Origin of the sequence: uncultured Desulfovibrio sp., assembly GCF_944324935.1 — a bacterium.
Taxonomy (GTDB): Bacteria; Desulfobacterota; Desulfovibrionia; order Desulfovibrionales; family Desulfovibrionaceae; genus Desulfovibrio.
Genome location: NZ_CALUYG010000001.1, coordinates 101,551 through 119,731, shown reverse-complemented (window position 1 = coordinate 119,731; position 18,181 = coordinate 101,551). Strand labels below are relative to the sequence as shown.

The following is an 18,181-nucleotide window of genomic DNA, read 5'->3' as shown; positions in this document are numbered from 1 at the left end:
GCGGACGTATTTTTCCCATATCTGGCGGCAATGAGCCGCCACAAAGGAGTATTCTATGCCTCAGACGCTTGCACAGAAAATTTTGCAGGCCCATACGGACGACGTCATCGAGCGTGACGGACAGATCGTGCAGTGCCGCCTTTCCCTGGTGCTGGCCAACGACATCACCGGCCCGCTGGCCATCAAGTCCTTCCGCGGCATGGGCGCGAAACAGGTCTTCGACAAGGACAAGATCGCGCTGGTCATGGACCATTTCACCCCGCAAAAGGACATCGACTCCGCCAATCAGGTTATGGTGACGCGCAAATTCGCCGAAGAGATGGGCATCACCCATTACTATGAAGGCGGCGACTGCGGCGTGGAGCACACCCTGTTGCCCGAACGCGGTCTGGTGGGCCCGGGGGACGTGGTCATCGGCGCGGACAGCCATACCTGCACCTACGGCGGCCTCGGGGCCTTCGCCACGGGCATGGGCTCCACCGACATCGCCGCCGGCATGGCCCTGGGCGAGACCTGGTTCAAGGTGCCGCCCACCATCCGCGTCAACGTGACGGGCGACATGCCCCGCTGGCTGCGGGCCAAGGACCTCATGCTCCTGCTCATCAAGACCATCGGCGTGGACGGCGCGCTCTACAAGGCCCTGGAATTCGGCGGCAAGGTCATCGACGACCTGCCGGTGGAAGGCCGCCTGACCATCGCCAATATGGCCATCGAGGCCGGCGGCAAAGTGGGCCTCTTCGCCGTGGATGAGCAGACCCGCCGTTACTGCGCCGAACACGGCCGCCCCGGCGTGACGCTGGAACTGGCCGCCGATCCCGGCGCGCAGTACGAACGCGTGGTGGACATCGACGTCACCGGTCAGGAACCGGTGGTGGCCTGTCCGCACCTGCCCTCCAACGTGAAGAACGTCTCCGACGTGCGGGATACCCCCATCCAGCAGGTGGTCATAGGCTCCTGCACCAATGGCCGCATCAGTGACATGCGCGACGCGGCGGAGATCCTGCGCGGCCGCAAGGTGGCCAAGGGCGTGCGCTGCATCGTGCTGCCCTCCACCCCCACCGTCTGGAAGCAGAGCCTCAAGGAAGGCCTGCTGGAGACCTTCATGGATGCGGGCTGCATCGTCGGCCCCTGCACCTGCGGCCCCTGCCTCGGCGGCCACATGGGCATCCTCGGCGACGGCGAACGCGCCGTGGCCACCACCAACCGCAACTTCCGCGGCCGCATGGGCAGCCTGCAGTCCGAAGTCTATCTTGCCAGCCCCGTGGTGGCGGCCGCCAGCGCCGTGGCGGGCTGCGTGGCCGGTCCCGACCAACTGTAAGCAGGAGAACAGATCATGAAATTCAAGGGTAAGGCCCACAAGGTGGGCGAACATATCGATACGGACGCCATCATCCCCGCGCGCTTCCTCGTGACCACCGACCCCAAGAAGCTGGGCGAGAACTGCATGGCCGGGCTGGAACCGGACTGGGTGAAGCGCGTCACGCCCGGCGACATCATGGTGGCGGGGCGCAACTTCGGGTGCGGCTCCTCCCGCGAACACGCGCCCATCGCCATCCTCGGCGCGGGCATCCCGGTGGTGGTCGGGCACAGCTTTGCCCGCATCTTCTACCGCAACGCCTTCAACATGGGCCTGCTCCTGCTGGAAGTGGGCGATGATGTGGACAAGCTCAACGACGGCGACGAGCTGGAGATCGATGCCGCCGCCGGCGTCATCCGCGACCTGACCAACGGCGTGGAGATCGCCTGCCCGCCCCTGCCGGCCTCCATGGCCCGCATCGTGGAAAAGGGCGGTCTCGTGAATTACGTCAAGGAACGTCTGGCCGCCCAGGGCTAGTTTTTCGGCCCGGAGTCGGACGGCTCCGGGCCTTTTTTCCCACAGCCGGGGCCGGGGCCCCGCGAGGTACTGCAATGAAAAAGACCATCTGTCTGCTGCCCGGGGACTTCAGCGGCCCCGAGATCATGGAACAGGGCGTGGCCGTGCTCAAGGCCGTGGCGGCCAAATTCGGCCATGAATTCGTGTTCGAGACCGCGCTCATCGGCGGCGCGGCCATCGACGCCACGGGCGGCCCCCTGCCCGAAGCCACCATCGAGGCCTGCCGCAAGGCCGACGCCGTCTTCCTGGCGGCCGTGGGCGGCCCCAAGTGGGACAATCTCGATCCGTCCATCCGCCCGGAAAAGGGCCTGCTCGGCATCCGCAAGGCCCTCGGCCTTTTCGCCAATCTGCGCCCGGCCATGCTCCTGCCCGAACTGGCCGGGGCCTGCCTGCTGCGGCCCGATGTGGCCGCCCGCGGGCTTGACCTCATCGTGGTGCGCGAACTCACCGGCGACATCTATTTCGGCGAGCCGCGCGGCATCGAGACCCGCGACGGCCAGCGCGTGGGCTTCAACACCATGATCTACAGCGAAGAGGAAGTGCGCCGCATCGCCAGGGTGGCCTTCGAGGCCGCCCGCCAGCGCCGCAAGAAGGTTTGTTCCGTGGAAAAGAGCAACGTGCTCGAGACCTCCCGCCTCTGGAAGAGCGTGGTCGAGGAGACCCACAAGGACTACCCGGACATCGAGCTCAGCCACATGTATGTGGACAACGCGGCCATGCAGCTGGTGCGCGATCCCTCGCAGTTCGACGTCATCGTGACCGGCAACATCTTCGGCGACATCCTCTCCGACGAAGCCTCGGTCATCACCGGTTCGCTGGGCATGCTGCCCTCGGCCTCGCTGGGCGCGTCCGGCCCGGGCCTCTTCGAGCCCATCCACGGCTCGGCCCCGGACATCGCCGGGCAGGACAAGGTCAATCCGCTGGCCACCATCCTGTCCGCCGCCATGCTCCTGCGTATGGCCTTCAAGCTGGAAGAGGAAGCCGCCGCCGTGGAAAAGGCCGTGCGCACCACGCTGGCCGACGGCTACCGCACCGGCGACATCATGGAAGCCGGCAAGACCCTCGTCGGCTGCAAGGAAATGGGGCGTCTGGTCATCGAACGCCTGTAATACGGTATCCTGTCGCGGCGGGGCACGCCTCGCCGCGGCAGGAGGGGACACGCCCTCGTGTTCACCCCGGCCTCGTGCTTCCCTGCGCGTGGCCGATGTCCTTTTTCGGGAGGCAGACACATGGATTGGGATGGTTGGGAAGTCTGCGCCATCGTGGCGGGTCTCTGCCTGGCGCTTCTGGGCAATTTTGCCGTTTCCGTCCTGACCATCCGCCATTTGTGGCGCTTGCCGCCCCAAACGCATCTTGATAAGGTGCTTCTGGGGACGCTGATCTGCCGTCTGCTGCTGCATGTCTCTCTGGTGGCGGCCTGTCTGCTGCTGCCGGGCGAGCTCCCCGATCCCGACCGGCTGGGCGGGATGACGATGGAGCACTTCCTGGTCAACCTGGCGCCGCTGGGCGTGGTGCTGAACGGCGTCATCATCTTTACCGCCTGGCGGCACTGGCGGAACATGCCGCCGGGAAGTCCCACCATACTGTTCATGTGCCTGTCCACCCTCGCCTGGCTGGAACTGGGGCTGGGGCTGCTGACCATCTTCATGCCGCTGTTCCTGTTTGCCCTGTTCATGTATCTGCTCTATCAGGTCATCGACAGATAGGAAAAGGCGGCACACGCCGGTGCGGCGCAGCCCGACCGCGCGGGGAAAAACGTTATGGAGACTTGGGGAGCATTTGCGAATGCGGCAAGCTGGCTGCTGATCCTCGCCGGCGCCGCCGGGGCGGCATACGTCCTGTGGGAACGCCCGACGAAGCGCTGGGGCCTCTGGCAGGCGATTTTGGTCGCGGGGGGCTGTCTGCTCCTGCTGAAATGGCTGCACTTGTGCCTGCTGCTGCAATGGGGGAGCGAGATGCTGTTGCGCCAGGAGGGCGAGATGTCGCCGCAGGGCGTGGCGTCGGCGCTGCTCGACGTGGCGTACACGCTGTTGTCCCTGCTCGTCTGCCTCCTCGGCATCCGCTATCTGTGGCAATGCCTGCGGGGCAAACGCGAGCGCTCGCCGCTGCGCATGATCCTTGTCGGGGCTCTGACCTGGCTGAGCCTGCCCCATGTGGCGGAGCTCGCGCTGAAGGGCGTCGTGTACGGGCTGGACGCGCACTGACCAGGCGTGGGGACGAGGCCGCGCACGCGGACGAACATACGACGACAGCCGGGGGGACACCACTGTGTATGCCATACTTCTGGGACTGATCCTGCTTTGTGCGGTAGGCTTTCTGGCCGTGCGCTGGACCTCCGGCACGCCCGGTATCATCAATGTCGCCATCCGCTTCATCCTGGCGGTGGCCGTGGGCGTCTTCCTGGGGTACGCGGCGCTGTGGCTCTGCCGCATCGTGGTATTGGCCGCGCTGCTGGGGCTGGCGGCCTTTCTGCTCTCGCTCAAGAAACTTTTTGATCTGCGCTGAAGCGGGCGGCGCACGCGCGCCGCCGCCGTTTCCCGCCGCGCATAAGGAGTCGCCCATGCGGGTCTTGCTGGGCTGCGTCAACAGCGCCGTCTCCCTCATAGGCTATGATGTGGAACAGCGGCAGGCCTTCTGGTTCTGCCCCGGTAACGTGCTGCGCGTCTGCGGCATCTGCTTCCATGACGGAGCGCTGCACATCGCCTCGGACAGCATGCTGCAACGGCTGGACGCCACCGGGCTCAGCGCCGTTCGCCTGCCCGGTCCCCACGAGAACCTGGCCCATAGCGTGAAGCCGCTGGGGCCCTCCCTGCTGGGCATCGCCGACACCGGCAATTCGCGCATCCTGCTCCACAGCGGCGGGCCGGCCAGCCTCGCCCTCTCGCCGCTGGAAGGCTGGGGCGATGTGCTGCCGCCGGACGCCATCCACCTCAACGACTTCGTGCCGTGGCATGACGGCATGCTGGCCTCTGCCTTCAACCACCAGCCCTTCGACCGCTGGAAACGCTCCTCCCTCGCCTGGAAAAAGGAAGGCTGGGGGATCATCTGCTTCATGCGCCGCCATCAGGGACATACGCTGACCCGCATCGTGGCCGGCGGCCTGAACTGCCCCCACTCCCTCTGCGTCCATGAAGGGGACGTCTACTGCTGCTCCTCGGCCAGCGGCGAATTCTTCCGCTTCCGGGAGGACGAACATGGCCTGCTGCACGAGGTGCGGCGCTGGAAGATCACGAACAGCCACTTTTTGCGCGGCTGTCTGCGCCTGCCGGACGGCTGGCTGCTGGGTGGCTCGTCCCAGCGGCATCAGGCCGAGGGCGGCGGGCTCATGCTCTACCACCTTGCCGATGACGACAGCCTGACGGCACATCCGCTGGGCGGCCCCGGCGAGATCTACGACATCATCCCCTGGGACGATGCGCTCATGCCCGGTATCTGCGCCGCCCTGCTGCGTCAGCCGACCCTCGATCTTGAAGGGGACTTCCCGCCCCGCTGCCGCCTGCCCCGCGCCTGGGGCGGCACGGACTGAAGCGGCCCGGGATCGCTCCCCGGCCCCGCCGGCCGGGCCGCTTGACAGGAAACGGCATATCGCATAGAGTGCGCCGTTCTGGACGGTGTCGGCATACCGCCGGCCGTCCCAATATGGTTTACCCATCTGGAGGAATTCATGCCTACTATCAACCAGCTCATCCGCATCGAGCGGAAAGCGGTGGTGAAGCGCAAGAAGACCCCGGCCCTGCAGGCCTGCCCGCAGCGCCGCGGCGTGTGCACCCGCGTGTACACCACCACCCCCAAGAAGCCGAACTCCGCTCTCCGCAAGGTCGCCCGCGTGCGCCTGACCAACGGCATCGAAGTGACGGCCTACATCCCCGGCGAAGGCCACAACCTTCAGGAGCACTCCGTGGTGCTCATCCGCGGCGGCCGCGTCAAGGACTTGCCCGGCGTGCGTTACCACATCGTCCGCGGTACCCTCGACACCTCCGGTGTGGCCGATCGCCGCAAGAGCCGTTCCAAGTACGGCGCCAAGCGTCCGAAGTAGTTTTTTTCCGCGCACGGCGTACGTCATGCAACGTCTGGCCGCGCCCGAGGCGCGCCGGCGCTGCGGGGCTGGTGACGCCGCAACCGCTGCCTTTCCAAGGAGAATATCATGCCCCGTAAAGGTCCTGTCCCGAAGAGGGAAGTTCTGCCCGATCCGCTGTACAACAGCCGCCTTGTGACCAAGTTCGTCAACCGTCTCATGTACGACGGCAAGAAGGGCGCCGCCGAAAAGATTTTTTACAGCTCGCTCGAGAATCTCGCCGAAAAGACCGGTGAAGATCCCATGCGCGCCTTTGAGAAAGCGCTGGAAAACGTCAAGCCGCATCTGGAAGTCAAGGCCCGCCGCGTGGGCGGCGCCACCTATCAGGTGCCGATGGAAGTGCGCCCCGAGCGTCAGGTCTCCCTGTCTATCCGCTGGCTGATCAACTATGCCCGCTCGCGCGGCGAGAAGGGCATGACCTCCAAGCTTTCCGCCGAGCTGCTCGATGCCTACAACGGTCGCGGCGGCGCGGTGAAAAAGCGTGAGGACACCCACCGCATGGCCGAAGCCAACAAGGCCTTTGCCCATTACCGCTGGTAAGCCGCGCATTCTTTCCAGGTAACGAGCACACCGCGCCCGCAAGGGCGCGGTGTTGATTCACGCATCAAACAGCCATAATCCCCTCAGGGAGGAAGACCGTGTCCCGCACCGTAGCCGTAGACAAACAGCGCAACATCGGCATCATGGCCCATATCGACGCCGGCAAGACCACCACTACCGAGCGTATCCTTTTCTATACCGGCGTGTCGCACAAGATCGGCGAAACCCACGACGGCGAATCCACCATGGACTGGATGGAGCAGGAACAGGAGCGCGGCATCACCATCACCTCCGCCGCCACCACCTGCTTCTGGAAGGACTGCCGCATCAACATCATCGACACGCCCGGCCACGTGGACTTCACCATCGAAGTGGAACGCTCCCTGCGCGTGCTCGACGGCGCGGTCTGCGTGTTCGACGCCGTGGCCGGCGTGGAGCCCCAGTCCGAGACCGTATGGCGTCAGGCCGACCGCTACCATGTGCCCCGCATCTGCTTCGTGAACAAGATGGACCGCATCGGCGCCAACTTCTTCCGCTGCGTGGGCATGATCCACGACCGTCTGGGCGCCAAGGCCGTGCCGCTCCAGCTGCCCATCGGCGCCGAAGACAAATTCGAAGGCGTGGTGGATCTCATCGAAGGCAAGGCCATCCGCTTCGACAAGTCCTCCAAGGGCGCCGAATTCTCCATCGAGGACGTGCCGGCGGACATGCAGGCCCTCTTCGACGAAAAGCGCCATGAGATGCTCGAAGCCGTGGCCGAAGAGGACGAGGCCCTGCTGGACAAGTACCTCGGCGGCGAAGAGCTGACCAGGGAAGAGATCGTGTCCTGCGTGCGCAAGGCCACCATCGCCCGCAACATCGTCCCCGTGCTCTGCGGCTCCGCCTTCCGCAACATGGGCGTGCAGCCCCTGCTGGACGCCGTGGTGGACTACCTGCCCTCTCCGGTGGACATCCCGCCCATGACCGGCCACATCCCCGGCAAGGAAGACGAGATCATCGAATGTCACTGCGACGACAAGGAGCCCCTGGCCGGTCTGGTCTTCAAGCTCTTTTCCGACCCCTTCATCGGCCACCTGTCCTTCTTCCGCATCTATTCCGGCTGCCTTGAGTCCGGCACGGGCGTCTACAACGCCAATACCGGCAAGAAGGAACGCATCGGCCGCATCCTCAAGATGCACGCCAACAAGCGCGAAGACATCAAGTGGGCCGGCGCGGGCGACATCGTGGCCCTCGTGGGCCTGAAGAACGCCTCCACCGGCGACACCCTCTGCGACGAAAAGCGCGAGGTGATCCTCGAATCCCTCAACATCCCCGAGCCGGTCATCGAAGTGGCCATCGAGCCCAAGACCAAGGCCGACCGCGACGCCCTTTCCGCCGCGCTCAACAAGCTCGCCAAGGAAGACCCCTCCTTCCGCGTCAAGGGCGACGAGGAAACCAACCAGACCCTCATCGCCGGCATGGGCGAACTGCACCTGGAGATCATCGTTGACCGTCTGACCCGCGAATTCAACGTCAACGCCAACGTGGGCAAGCCGCAGGTGGCCTACCGCGAGACCATCTCCAAGAACGCCAAGGTGGACATGAAGCACGCCAAGCAGTCCGGCGGTCGCGGCCAGTACGGTCACTGCGTCATCGAAGTCGAGCCGAACCCGGGCAAGGGCTACGAGTTCATCAACTCCATCACCGGCGGCGTCATCCCCAAGGAATACATCCCAGCTATCGACAAGGGTATCCAGGACGCCATGAAGTCCGGCGTCATGGCCGGCTTCCCCTGCGTGGACATCAAGGTCAACCTGGTCTTTGGCAGCTACCACGAAGTGGACTCCTCCGAGCAGGCCTTCTATGTGGCCGGCTCCATGGCCATCAAGGAAGCCATGCGCCAGGCCGGGCCGGTGCTGCTCGAACCCATCATGGACGTGGAAGTGGTGACGCCTGAAGAATACCTCGGCGACGTCATGGGCGACCTCAACGGCCGCCGCGGCCGCGTGCAGAGCATGGAAGCCCGTGCCGGCGGCGCGCAGAGCGTGCGCGCCCAGGTCCCGCTGGCCTCCATGTTCGGCTACGCCACCGACCTGCGTTCCCGCACCCAGGGCCGTGCCACCTTCACCATGCAGTTCGACCATTACGAACGCGTGCCGCAGGCCCTCGCCGACGAAATCCAGAAGAGCAAGAGCTAGCGCAACGTCGCGACTGTTGCCTTGTGATGATGTAAAGGGCGGGAATTGTGTCCGAAAGGGCGGAATTCCCGCCTTTGTTCCATGTATCAGCCTTACACGGGGTCAAGGATGAAAAACGATCTGCCTCAGGGCTTCCGCATCGGCGTTGCCGCCGCGGGCTTCAAGAAACCCGGCCGCAACGACATCGGCCTTATCGTCTCCGACCGGCCGGCGGTCATGGCCGCCCTCTTCACCACCAATGCCTTCAAGGCCGCTCCTGTCCTGGTCGGGCAGGAGATCCTTGCCCGCTACGGCACGGCCCGCGCCGTGCTGGCCAACTCCGGGCAGGCCAATGCCTGCACCGGCCGGGAAGGCCTCGACAACTGCCGCGAGACGCAACGCCTTGTGGCGGAGGCCGTGGGCCTTGCGCCGCACGAGATCGTGCCGCTCTCCACCGGCGTCATCGGCGCACAGCTCAAGATGGATCTGTGGCGCGCCGCCGTGCCGGCGCTGGCCGAAAGCCTGGGCACGCAGGATGCCGAAGGCTTCACCCGCGCCTTTATGACCACCGACGCTTTCCCCAAGTTCGTCACCCGCACGGTGCGCCTTTCCGGCGGCGAGGTGCGGCTTGCGGGCATGGCCAAGGGCGCGGGCATGATCTGCCCCAACATGGCCACCATGCTGTCGGTGGTGCTCACCGACGCCGCCGTGGAACGCGAGGCCTGGCAGGACATGTTCGCCCACGCCGTGGCCAAGACCTTCAACCGCGTCACCGTTGACGGCGATACCTCCACCAACGATACCGTGCTCGGCCTGGCCAACGGGGCTTCCGGCATTTCGGCCGCCGCCGCGCAGGACGCCGAACGACTGGAGGACGCCCTCACCGACGTGCTGGGGCGTCTGGCCCAGATGCTCGTCAAGGACGGCGAAGGCGCGACCAAGGTCATGCACATCAGCGTCTGCGGCGCGGCCAGCGATGCCGATGCCGAACAGGTGGCGCGCACCGTGGCCCATTCCCAGCTCGTCAAGACCGCCATCTACGGGCAGGACGCCAACTGGGGCCGCATCGTGGCGGCCGTGGGCCGCAGCGGCGTGGTCATCGACCCGGATGCCGTGCGCCTCACCCTCTGCGGCGTGGAGCGCTTCCGCGACGGTCAGCCCGTCAACGATCATCTGGAAGAACAGCTTGCCGAGCTGCTCAGGGGCAAGGACATCGAGGTCGGCATTGAGCTGGGCGACGGGCCGGGCGTGGCCGCCGTGCACGCCTCCGACCTGAGCCATGACTATGTCAGCCTGAACGCCGATTACCGTTCCTGACCGGCGCTTGTTCCCACTGTCGCGGCTCAGGGCCTGTCAACACTATTGCTGTTTGTTTGCGGCGAGGCGTCCTGGTTCTAGAACGATTTCAGTTTGAAACGCTCTATTGCGCTGTCGCGAGAGGGTCGTATCCCCACGGATGCGGCCCTCTCGCCGCCTGGCGGGGGCGCGACCCCGCGCGTGGAACAAGTTGCCTTGCCGCCCCGCCTCTGCTAGACTGTACAGCCAATCATCTCTCTTTTTCTGGAGCAGCCACATGGCCAAGAAACCGGCTCTCACCCCCGAAGAAGCCCGTGCGGAAGCCCTCGGCACCGCGCTTTCCACCATCGAGCGCAAGTACGGCAAGGGCGCCGTCATGAAACTGTCCGATGACGCCCATGTCCAGATCGCCGTCATCCCCACCGGGTCCATTGGTCTGGATCTGGCGCTGGGCGTGGGCGGCATCCCGCGCGGCCGCATCACGGAAATTTTCGGCCCGGAATCCTCGGGCAAAACCACGCTGACCCTGCACATCATCGCCGAATGCCAGAAAATGGGCGGGACCTGCGCCTTCGTGGACGCCGAACACGCCCTGGACGTCAGCTATGCACGGCGGCTGGGCGTCAACACGGATGAACTGCTGATCTCCCAGCCGGACTACGGCGAACAGGCGCTGGACATCGCCGATATGCTGGTGCGTTCCGGCGCGGTGGACCTGGTGGTGGTGGACTCCGTGGCCGCGCTCATCCCCCAGGCCGAGCTGGAAGGCGACATGGGCGAATCCCAGGTTGGCGGGCACGCGCGGCTCATGTCCCACGCCATGCGCCGCCTCACCGGCACCATCCACAAGTCCCGCACCTCGGTCATCTTCATCAACCAGATCCGCATGAAGATCGGCGCGCAGGGCTACGGCAGCCCGGAGACCACCACCGGCGGCAACGCGCTCAAGTTCTACTCCTCCGTGCGTATGGACATCCGCCGCATCCAGACCCTCAAGGACAAGGAAGAGTCCTTCGGCTCGCGGACCCGCGTCAAGGTGGTCAAGAACAAGGTGGCCCCGCCCTTCCGCAGCGCGGTTTTCGACATCCTCTACGGGCAGGGCATCTCCCGCGCCGGCGAGCTGCTCGACCTCGGCCTCGACGCCAAGATCATCGAACAGAGCGGCTCCTGGTTCGCCTTCGGTTCCGAGAAACTGGGCCAGGGACGCGAGAAGGTCCGGGCCCTGCTGGAAGAGGACGCCGAACTGCGCGGACGCATCGAAGCGCAGGTCATCGAATTCCTGGGCATGCATCCGCAGGAGTTCACGCCGTCCAATGACGACCTCGCCGAAGAGGGCGCCGAGGATCTGCCGCCGGAAGACGCCTAAGCCGGCCCGCCGCCATGCCGCACGGCCGGGATGCCCCGGCCGCCGCCACGGCGGAGCCTCCCCCCAGTCCCCGCGCACCCGACAAGAGGAACCCCCATGCTCACCGCCAAGGAAATACGCCGAAAATATCTTGCCTTCTTTGCTCGCCACGGCCACCGCATCATGCCGTCCGGGCCCATCATCCCCGACAACGACCCCACCCTGCTCTTCACCAATGCGGGCATGGTGCCCTTCAAAAAATATTTCACCGGCGAGGAGACGCCGCCCTGTCCCCGCCTGACCTCGGCCCAGAAGTGCCTGCGCGTCTCCGGCAAGCACAACGACCTTGAAAACGTGGGCCGCACGGCGCGGCATCACACCTTCTTCGAGATGCTGGGCAACTTCTCCTTTGGCGACTACTTCAAGCGCGAAGCCATCCGCATGGCCTGGGAATTCGTCACCGTGGAACTGGGCCTGCCCCAGGATCGCCTCTGGATCACCCTCTACCGGGATGACGACGAAGCCGAGACCATCTGGCGCGAGGAGATCGGCGTACCGGCCGGGCGCATCATCCGCCTGGGCGAAAAGGACAACTTCTGGACCATGGGCGATACCGGCCCCTGCGGCCCCTGCTCGGAGATCCACTACGATCAGGGCGAGGACATGGCCTGCGGCCCGGACTGCGGCGTGGGCCGCTGCGACTGCGACCGCTTCCTCGAGATCTGGAACCTCGTCTTCACCCAGTTCGATCAGCAGCCCGATGGCAGCCGCCTGCCGCTGGCCCGGCCCAACATCGATACCGGCATGGGCCTCGAACGCATCGCCGCCGTCTGTCAGGGCAAACGCTCCAACTTCGACTGTGACCTCTTTCAGGACATCATCGGTTACGCGGCAGAGCTCGCCCATGTGCGCTACAGCTTCAGCGCGCCGGACACCAACGACGTGGACACGGCCCTGCGCGTCATCGCCGACCATGCCCGTTCCGCCTGCTTCCTCATCGCCGCGGGCGTGCTGCCCTCCAATGAGGGCCGGGGCTATGTGCTGCGCCGGCTGGTGCGCCGGGCCCTGCGCTTCGCCACCCTCATGGGCGTGCATGAGCCCTTCCTCCATCAGGTCTGCCGCAAGGTGACCGACCTCATGGGCGACGACTATCCCGAACTGACCGAACAGGCCGACTTCATCGCCCGCGCGGTGCGCGAGGAGGAGCAGCGCTTCTCGCAGACGCTGGGCAAGGGCCTCGAACTGCTGGAAGCCGAACTGGCCGAACTGGCCGCCCGCGGGGAGACACGCATCCCCGGCGAGTTCTGCTTCAAGCTGTCGGACACCTACGGCTTCCCGCTGGACATCGTGACCGACGTTTCCGAGAAGCGCGGCTTCCGGGTGGATGCGGACGGTTTCGAGGCCTGCATGGCCGAGCAGCGCCGGCGGGCCCGCGACAATCAGAAAAAGGCCGGCCTGCTGGGCGCGCAGGGCGGCGGCGAACTGCCCGCCGCGCTGACGCGGGGCCAGTGGAACAGCATCTATGTGGGCGACGCCATGCTGACGGCGCAGGGCCACGTCCTGGCGCTGATCGATGGACAGGGCGAAAGCGTGTCCCGGCTGCCGGAAGGCGGCAGGGGCTACCTCGTCTGCACGCAGACGCCCTTTTATGCCGAATCCGGCGGCCAGTGCGGGGATACCGGCCTCATCAGCGCCGCCGACGGCGCTCAGGCCCGCGTGCTGGATACCCTCAAATGCAACGGTCTGCCCGTGCATCTGGTGGAAGTGTTCTCCGGCAGTCTGGCCGTGGACGCCGAGATCTGCCTGAGCGTGGACGCCGACCGGCGACTGGCCGTGACCCGCAACCACAGCGCCACCCATCTGCTGCACGCCGCCTTGCGCAAGGTGCTTGGCACGCACGTCAAGCAGGCCGGTTCGCTGGTCACGCCGCAGCGCCTGCGCTTCGACTTCTCCCATCTGGCCGCCCTCACGACCGAGGAACTGGCGGCCGTGGAGCATGAGGTCAATGCCGCCGTCATGGCCGACCTGCCGGTCCATGCCCGCGAGATGTCGCGGGAAGAGGCCGAGCATGCCGGAGCTATGGCGCTCTTCGGCGAGAAATACGGCGACACGGTGCGCGTGGTGAACATGGGCGACGGCGAGGAACTCTACTCGCTGGAGCTCTGCGGCGGCAGCCATGTGGAACGCACGGGCCGCATCGGGCCCTTTGCCGTGCTGTCGGAAAGCGGCGTGGCCGCCGGGACCCGGCGCATCGAAGCCGTCACCGGCTGGGGCGCGCTGGAGCTGCTGCACGAACAGCGCGAGAACCTGCATACCCTGGCGGCCCGGCTCAAGACCCGCCCGGATCAGCTGGGCGAGCGGGTGCAGGCGCTCCAGGACGAGCTGAAAAAATTGCGTAAGGCCGTGGAAAAGGCGGCGGCGCCCGCCTCCGGCGACATCATGCAGGGCGTGGAGGAGATCGGCGGCATCAAGGTGCTCGCCGCCCGACTGGAGAACGTGCCCGTCAAGGCATTGCGCGACCTCATGGACGGGGTGCGCTCCCGCCTGCCTTCGGGCGTGGCCTGCCTGGCCACGGTGGAAGGAGACAAGGTGGGCCTTTTGCTCTACGTCTCCAAGGACCTGCACGGCCGCTTCACCGCGCCCGCGCTCATCAAGATCGTGGCCGCCCCCTGCGGCGGCTCCGGCGGCGGCCGGCCTGACCTCGCACAGGCGGGCGGCAGCAATGTGGACGGCATCGAGGCCGCCTTCGCGGCCCTGAAACAGGAAATCGGCGGCTCGGACGCCCAGTAAGGATACAGTATGATCGGCATCTCCAAGCTCTATTGCGGGCAGGTGGAGCCCTCGGACGCGCTGCGCTACGGCCGGCACTCCGGGCAGCTCCCCTCCCATCTGCTGCAATTCTCCAAGGACAAGAAACCCGTGGTCGTCTGGAACATGACCCGGCGCTGCAACCTCAAATGCGTGCATTGCTATGCCCAGGCCGTGGATGTGGACGGCGCGGACGCCATCTCCACCGAAAAAGCCAGGGAAATGATCGACGACCTCGCGGCCTACGGCGCGCCGGTCATGCTCTTTTCCGGCGGCGAACCGCTGGTGCGCAAGGATCTCGTGGAACTGGCCAGCCATGCCACCTCCAAGGGCATGCGGGCGGTCATCTCCACCAACGGCACGCTCATCAGCAAGGAAAAGGCCCGCGAACTCAAGAGCGTCGGCCTCTCCTATGTGGGCATCTCGCTGGACGGGCTGGAAGCGGTGCACGATCACTTCCGCGGCGTGCCCGGCTCCTTCAAAAAAGCGCTGGAAGGCATCGCCAACTGTCAGGCCGAAGGCCTCAAGGTGGGCCTGCGCTTCACCATCAACAAGCGCAACGTGGCCGAGATCCCCGGCATCTTCCGCCTGCTGGAAGATCTGGAAGTGCCGCGCGCCTGCTTCTATCATCTGGTCTATTCCGGGCGCGGCTCCGAGCTCATCAAGGAGGACCTCGACCATGCCGAGACCCGGCAGGTGCTCGACCTCATCATGGACGAGACGCGCGCGCTCTTCGACAAGGGCAAGCCCAAGGAGATCCTCACCGTGGACAACCACGCCGACGGCCCTTACGTCTGGATGCGCCTGAAGCGGGAGGATCCCAAGCGGGCCGAGGAAGTGTTCGAGCTGCTCCAGTACAACGAGGGCAACAACTCCGGGCGCGGCATCGGCTGCATCTCCTGGGACGGGCAGGTCCATGCCGACCAGTTCTGGCGCAACCACACCTTCGGCAATGTGCTGGAGCGCCCCTTCTCCGCCATCTGGGACGATTCCTCCATCGAACTGCTCCACAAGCTCAAGGACAAGAAACAGTACGTCAAGGGCCGCTGCGCCCAGTGCCGTTTTCTCAATATCTGCGGCGGCAACTTCCGCGCCCGCGCCGAAGCCTACTACGGCGACGAATGGGCGCAAGACCCGGCCTGCTACCTCACCGACGAGGAGATCGGCCTGTAGGGCCTTGTAACACGACTGCTGCTTGTTTGGGGGAAGGGGAACCCCTCGCTCTGCTGTCGATGCCCGTAAGGCTCCCGCGCCGCCTGACGGGCACGGCCCTTCGGGCCGCCTTTCGGTCGCCGCCGGCGCTGGAGGGGGTTCCCCTTCCCCCCCAGCCCCATCCCTTCCCCAGCGCGCTTTGAGAGCATGTTGCCTTTTTCAAAGGCAACATGCGAGGCGGCCGCACAGCATCGTCCGGCCCAACGTGAGCGGGAAAACCGCTTTTTTCCCGCGAAACGCCATACGCGCAAAGCGCAGCCTTTTCCGCTCACTTCGGTCTGGGATAGTCTACGCTCTCCGTCCTTTCCCGTATTCCACGCCCCGTCCGCCCTTGGCTCGCCGCCGTCCCGTCGTCCATCCCGCCTTCGGGCGCACAACGCCTCCGGGCCGAAGATCGGGCCGGCCCCTCGGGATGCCCTTTGCGCGGACGGCGTTTTGCGCTATGCTGCCTCCGGGCCTGAGGCCCGCCGTTCCGACATCAACCGCGGGAGCTCCCCGCATCGAGGTATCTCGTATGTCCCATCCGCTCTTCCATCGTGGCCGCCGCCTGCGCAGCAGCGCGCAGATCCGCGACATGGTGCGCGACACCGCCCCCCTGCTGATCGAAGATCTCATCATGCCCTATTTTGTGGTGGAAACGGACGACCAGTCCTTCCGCAAGGAGATCTCGGCCATGCCCGGCCAGTATCAGCTCTCCCTCGGCGAACTGGAAAAACAGGTGGAAAAGGCCGTGGACAACGGCCTCAAGTCCGTCATCCTCTTCGGCATCCCCGCGCAGAAGGACGAAAAGGCCTCCGGGGCCTATGCCGAGGACGGCATCATCCAGGAAGCCGTACGCCGCCTCAAGCACCGCTGGCCCGAGCTCTACGTCATCACCGACGTCTGCCTGTGCGAATACATGAGCCACGGCCATTGCGGCATCCTGACGCCCGCCGGCACGGTGCTCAACGATCCCACCCTTCCCCTGCTGGCCAAAACGGCCGTCAGCCATGCGGCGGCCGGAGCGGACATGGTGGCCCCCTCGGACATGATGGACGGTCGCGTGTCGGCCATCCGGGCGGCGCTGGACGAGGCGGGCCTCGTGATGACGCCCATCATGTCCTATGCCGTCAAGTACGCCTCCGCCTTTTACGGGCCTTTCCGCGAGGCGGCGGAGTCCGCGCCGTCCTGCGGCGACCGCAAATCCTACCAGATGGACCCCGGCAACAGGCGCGAGGCGCTCATCGAGGCGCTGGCGGACGTGGCGGAAGGGGCGGACGCCCTCATCGTCAAACCCGCCGGGCCGTATCTGGACATCCTGCGGGAGGTGCGCGACGCGGTGGAGCTGCCGCTGTGCGCCTATCAGGTCAGCGGCGAATACAGCATGATCCGCGCGGCCGGTCTCAACGGCTGGATCAATGAAGAAGCCGTCATGCTGGAAAACCTCGTGGCCATGAAGCGCGCCGGGGCCCGCATGCTCATCACCTATTTCAGCGAGACCCTGCTGGAAAAGAGGCTGGTGCGCTGATGACGGCCCATCCGTACAGCCCGCAGCACGGGCAGCAGGGCGGCCTTGCCGGCCATCCGGGCCATTCGGGACAGGCCGGCCATCCGGGCCAGCCCGGCCGGTCGGGGCATCCCGGCGGCATGGGCGCGCCCCGCGTCCTGCCCGACGGAAGTCCCGCCTGCAAGCTCATCGCCTGGGAAGTGACGCGCTCCTGCAATCTGGCGTGCAAGCACTGCCGGGCCGAAGCCCATCCCGAACCCTATCCCGGCGAGCTGGATACGGCGGAGGCCAAGGCGCTCATCGACACCTTCCCCGAGGTGGGCAAGCCCATCATCATCTTCACCGGCGGCGATCCCATGATGCGGCCGGACGTCTATGAACTGGTGGCCTATGCCCATGCCAAGGGCCTGCCCTGCGCCTTTTCGCCCAACGGCACGCTCATCACCGCCGAGCTGGCCGAAAAGATCCGCGATGCCGGGGTGGACCGGGTGTCCATCTCCCTTGACGGGGCCGATGCCGCCAGCCATGACGCCTTTCGCGGCGTGCCGGGCGCGTTCGAGGCCTCTTTGCGCGGGATCGGCTTCCTCAAGCAGGCCGGGGTCCCCTTCCAGATCAATACCACGGTGACGCGTAACAACCTGCACAGCTTCAAGGAGATCTTCCAGCTGTGCGAGCGGCTCGGCGCGGCCGCCTGGCATATCTTCCTCCTCGTGCCCATGGGGCGGGCCGCCGGCCTGGCGGATCAGGTCATCACGGCGCAGGAATACGAGGATGTGTTGCACTGGTTCTATGACTTCCGCAAGACCACGAACATGCACCTCAAGGCCACCTGCGCTCCGCACTACTACCGCATCATGCGGCAGCGCGCCCATGAGGAAGGCCTTGCCGTCACGCCGGAGACCTTCGGCATGGACGCCATGACCCGCGGCTGCCTCGGCGGTACGGGCTTCTGCTTCATCAGCCATACCGGGCAGGTGCAGCCCTGCGGCTATCTGGAGCTGGACTGCGGCAATGTGCGCGAGACCCCCTTCCCGGAGATCTGGCGCAACAGCGCCTATTTCAAGCAGTTCCGCACCCAGTCCTGTTATGAGGGCAAGTGCGGCGTCTGCGAGTTCCACAAGGTCTGCGGCGGCTGCCGCGCCCGCGCCTGGAGCATGAACGGCGATCACATGGGGCCCGAGCCCCTGTGCACCTACGAACCCAAACGCCAGGGCCGCTGAGGCCCACCCGTGCCGGAGCGCCAGTGCGGGCGCTCCGGCCTTCCCCGCGTCTCCGCGCCTGGCGGGATGCGGCAAAACGGCAGCCCCGCCGCCCGACGTTTCCTGGAGCGCGGCGGATCCAGAGGAGGATAGCATGGCCCCAACCCCCGTCGCTTCCGCGCCGTCCCCCG

16 protein-coding genes are annotated in these 18,181 nt (G+C 66.0%); all 16 read left to right on the top strand.

Annotation, left to right across the window (positions count from 1 at the left end):
* The first annotated feature begins 55 nt into the window (after positions 1–55).
* The 16 genes from Q0J54_RS00545 to ahbD all read left to right on the top strand — a co-directional run bounded on the left by Q0J54_RS00545 (position 56) and on the right by ahbD (position 18,011).
* Positions 56–1,318, top strand: a complete 1,263-nt coding sequence (locus Q0J54_RS00545; protein WP_296303327.1) for a 3-isopropylmalate dehydratase large subunit — start codon at positions 56–58, stop codon at positions 1,316–1,318.
* 15 nt (positions 1,319–1,333) lie between these two features.
* Complete coding sequence (locus Q0J54_RS00540) at positions 1,334–1,834, top strand: 3-isopropylmalate dehydratase small subunit (RefSeq protein WP_296303326.1); 501 nt, start codon at positions 1,334–1,336, stop codon at positions 1,832–1,834.
* A 74-nt stretch (positions 1,835–1,908) separates the two neighbouring features.
* Positions 1,909–2,982 (top strand): 3-isopropylmalate dehydrogenase, encoded by a 1,074-nt coding sequence (leuB, locus tag Q0J54_RS00535; protein WP_296303324.1) that lies wholly within the window; start codon positions 1,909–1,911, stop codon positions 2,980–2,982.
* Positions 2,983–3,102: 120 nt separating this feature from the next.
* Complete coding sequence (locus Q0J54_RS00530; RefSeq protein WP_296303323.1) at positions 3,103–3,579, top strand: hypothetical protein; 477 nt, start codon at positions 3,103–3,105, stop codon at positions 3,577–3,579.
* A 54-nt stretch (positions 3,580–3,633) separates the two neighbouring features.
* Positions 3,634–4,077 carry a hypothetical protein gene (locus Q0J54_RS00525; RefSeq protein WP_296303322.1) on the top strand — a complete coding sequence of 148 codons (444 nt, stop codon included), beginning with the start codon at positions 3,634–3,636 and terminating at the stop codon, positions 4,075–4,077.
* Positions 4,078–4,141: 64 nt separating this feature from the next.
* Positions 4,142–4,378: a hypothetical protein gene (locus Q0J54_RS00520; RefSeq protein ID WP_296303320.1), complete on the top strand. Its 237-nt coding sequence runs from the start codon at positions 4,142–4,144 to the stop codon at positions 4,376–4,378.
* 55 nt (positions 4,379–4,433) lie between these two features.
* Complete coding sequence (locus tag Q0J54_RS00515) at positions 4,434–5,399, top strand: hypothetical protein (RefSeq protein WP_296303319.1); 966 nt, start codon at positions 4,434–4,436, stop codon at positions 5,397–5,399.
* A 138-nt stretch (positions 5,400–5,537) separates the two neighbouring features.
* Positions 5,538–5,909 (top strand): 30S ribosomal protein S12, encoded by a 372-nt coding sequence (gene rpsL, locus Q0J54_RS00510; protein ID WP_291485665.1) that lies wholly within the window; start codon positions 5,538–5,540, stop codon positions 5,907–5,909.
* 108 nt (positions 5,910–6,017) lie between these two features.
* On the top strand, positions 6,018–6,488 hold the full coding sequence (gene rpsG / locus Q0J54_RS00505; protein WP_296303317.1) for a 30S ribosomal protein S7: 471 nt from the start codon (positions 6,018–6,020) through the stop codon (positions 6,486–6,488).
* A gap of 98 nt (positions 6,489–6,586) precedes the next feature.
* On the top strand, positions 6,587–8,665 hold the full coding sequence (fusA, locus tag Q0J54_RS00500; protein WP_296303315.1) for an elongation factor G: 2,079 nt from the start codon (positions 6,587–6,589) through the stop codon (positions 8,663–8,665).
* Positions 8,666–8,773: 108 nt separating this feature from the next.
* Complete coding sequence (argJ, locus tag Q0J54_RS00495; protein WP_296303314.1) at positions 8,774–9,961, top strand: bifunctional glutamate N-acetyltransferase/amino-acid acetyltransferase ArgJ; 1,188 nt, start codon at positions 8,774–8,776, stop codon at positions 9,959–9,961.
* Between the two features lie 256 nt (positions 9,962–10,217).
* On the top strand, positions 10,218–11,306 hold the full coding sequence (recA, locus tag Q0J54_RS00490) for a recombinase RecA (protein ID WP_296303313.1): 1,089 nt from the start codon (positions 10,218–10,220) through the stop codon (positions 11,304–11,306).
* 96 nt (positions 11,307–11,402) lie between these two features.
* Positions 11,403–14,075 (top strand): alanine--tRNA ligase, encoded by a 2,673-nt coding sequence (alaS, locus tag Q0J54_RS00485; protein ID WP_296303312.1) that lies wholly within the window; start codon positions 11,403–11,405, stop codon positions 14,073–14,075.
* 9 nt (positions 14,076–14,084) lie between these two features.
* On the top strand, positions 14,085–15,266 hold the full coding sequence (gene ahbC / locus Q0J54_RS00480; protein ID WP_296303311.1) for a 12,18-didecarboxysiroheme deacetylase: 1,182 nt from the start codon (positions 14,085–14,087) through the stop codon (positions 15,264–15,266).
* Between the two features lie 553 nt (positions 15,267–15,819).
* Positions 15,820–16,812, top strand: a complete 993-nt coding sequence (gene hemB / locus Q0J54_RS00475) for a porphobilinogen synthase (protein WP_296303310.1) — start codon at positions 15,820–15,822, stop codon at positions 16,810–16,812.
* Between the two features lie 119 nt (positions 16,813–16,931).
* Positions 16,932–18,011 carry a heme b synthase gene (gene ahbD, locus Q0J54_RS00470; RefSeq protein ID WP_296303365.1) on the top strand — a complete coding sequence of 360 codons (1,080 nt, stop codon included), beginning with the start codon at positions 16,932–16,934 and terminating at the stop codon, positions 18,009–18,011.
* The last annotated feature ends 170 nt before the right edge of the window (positions 18,012–18,181 follow it).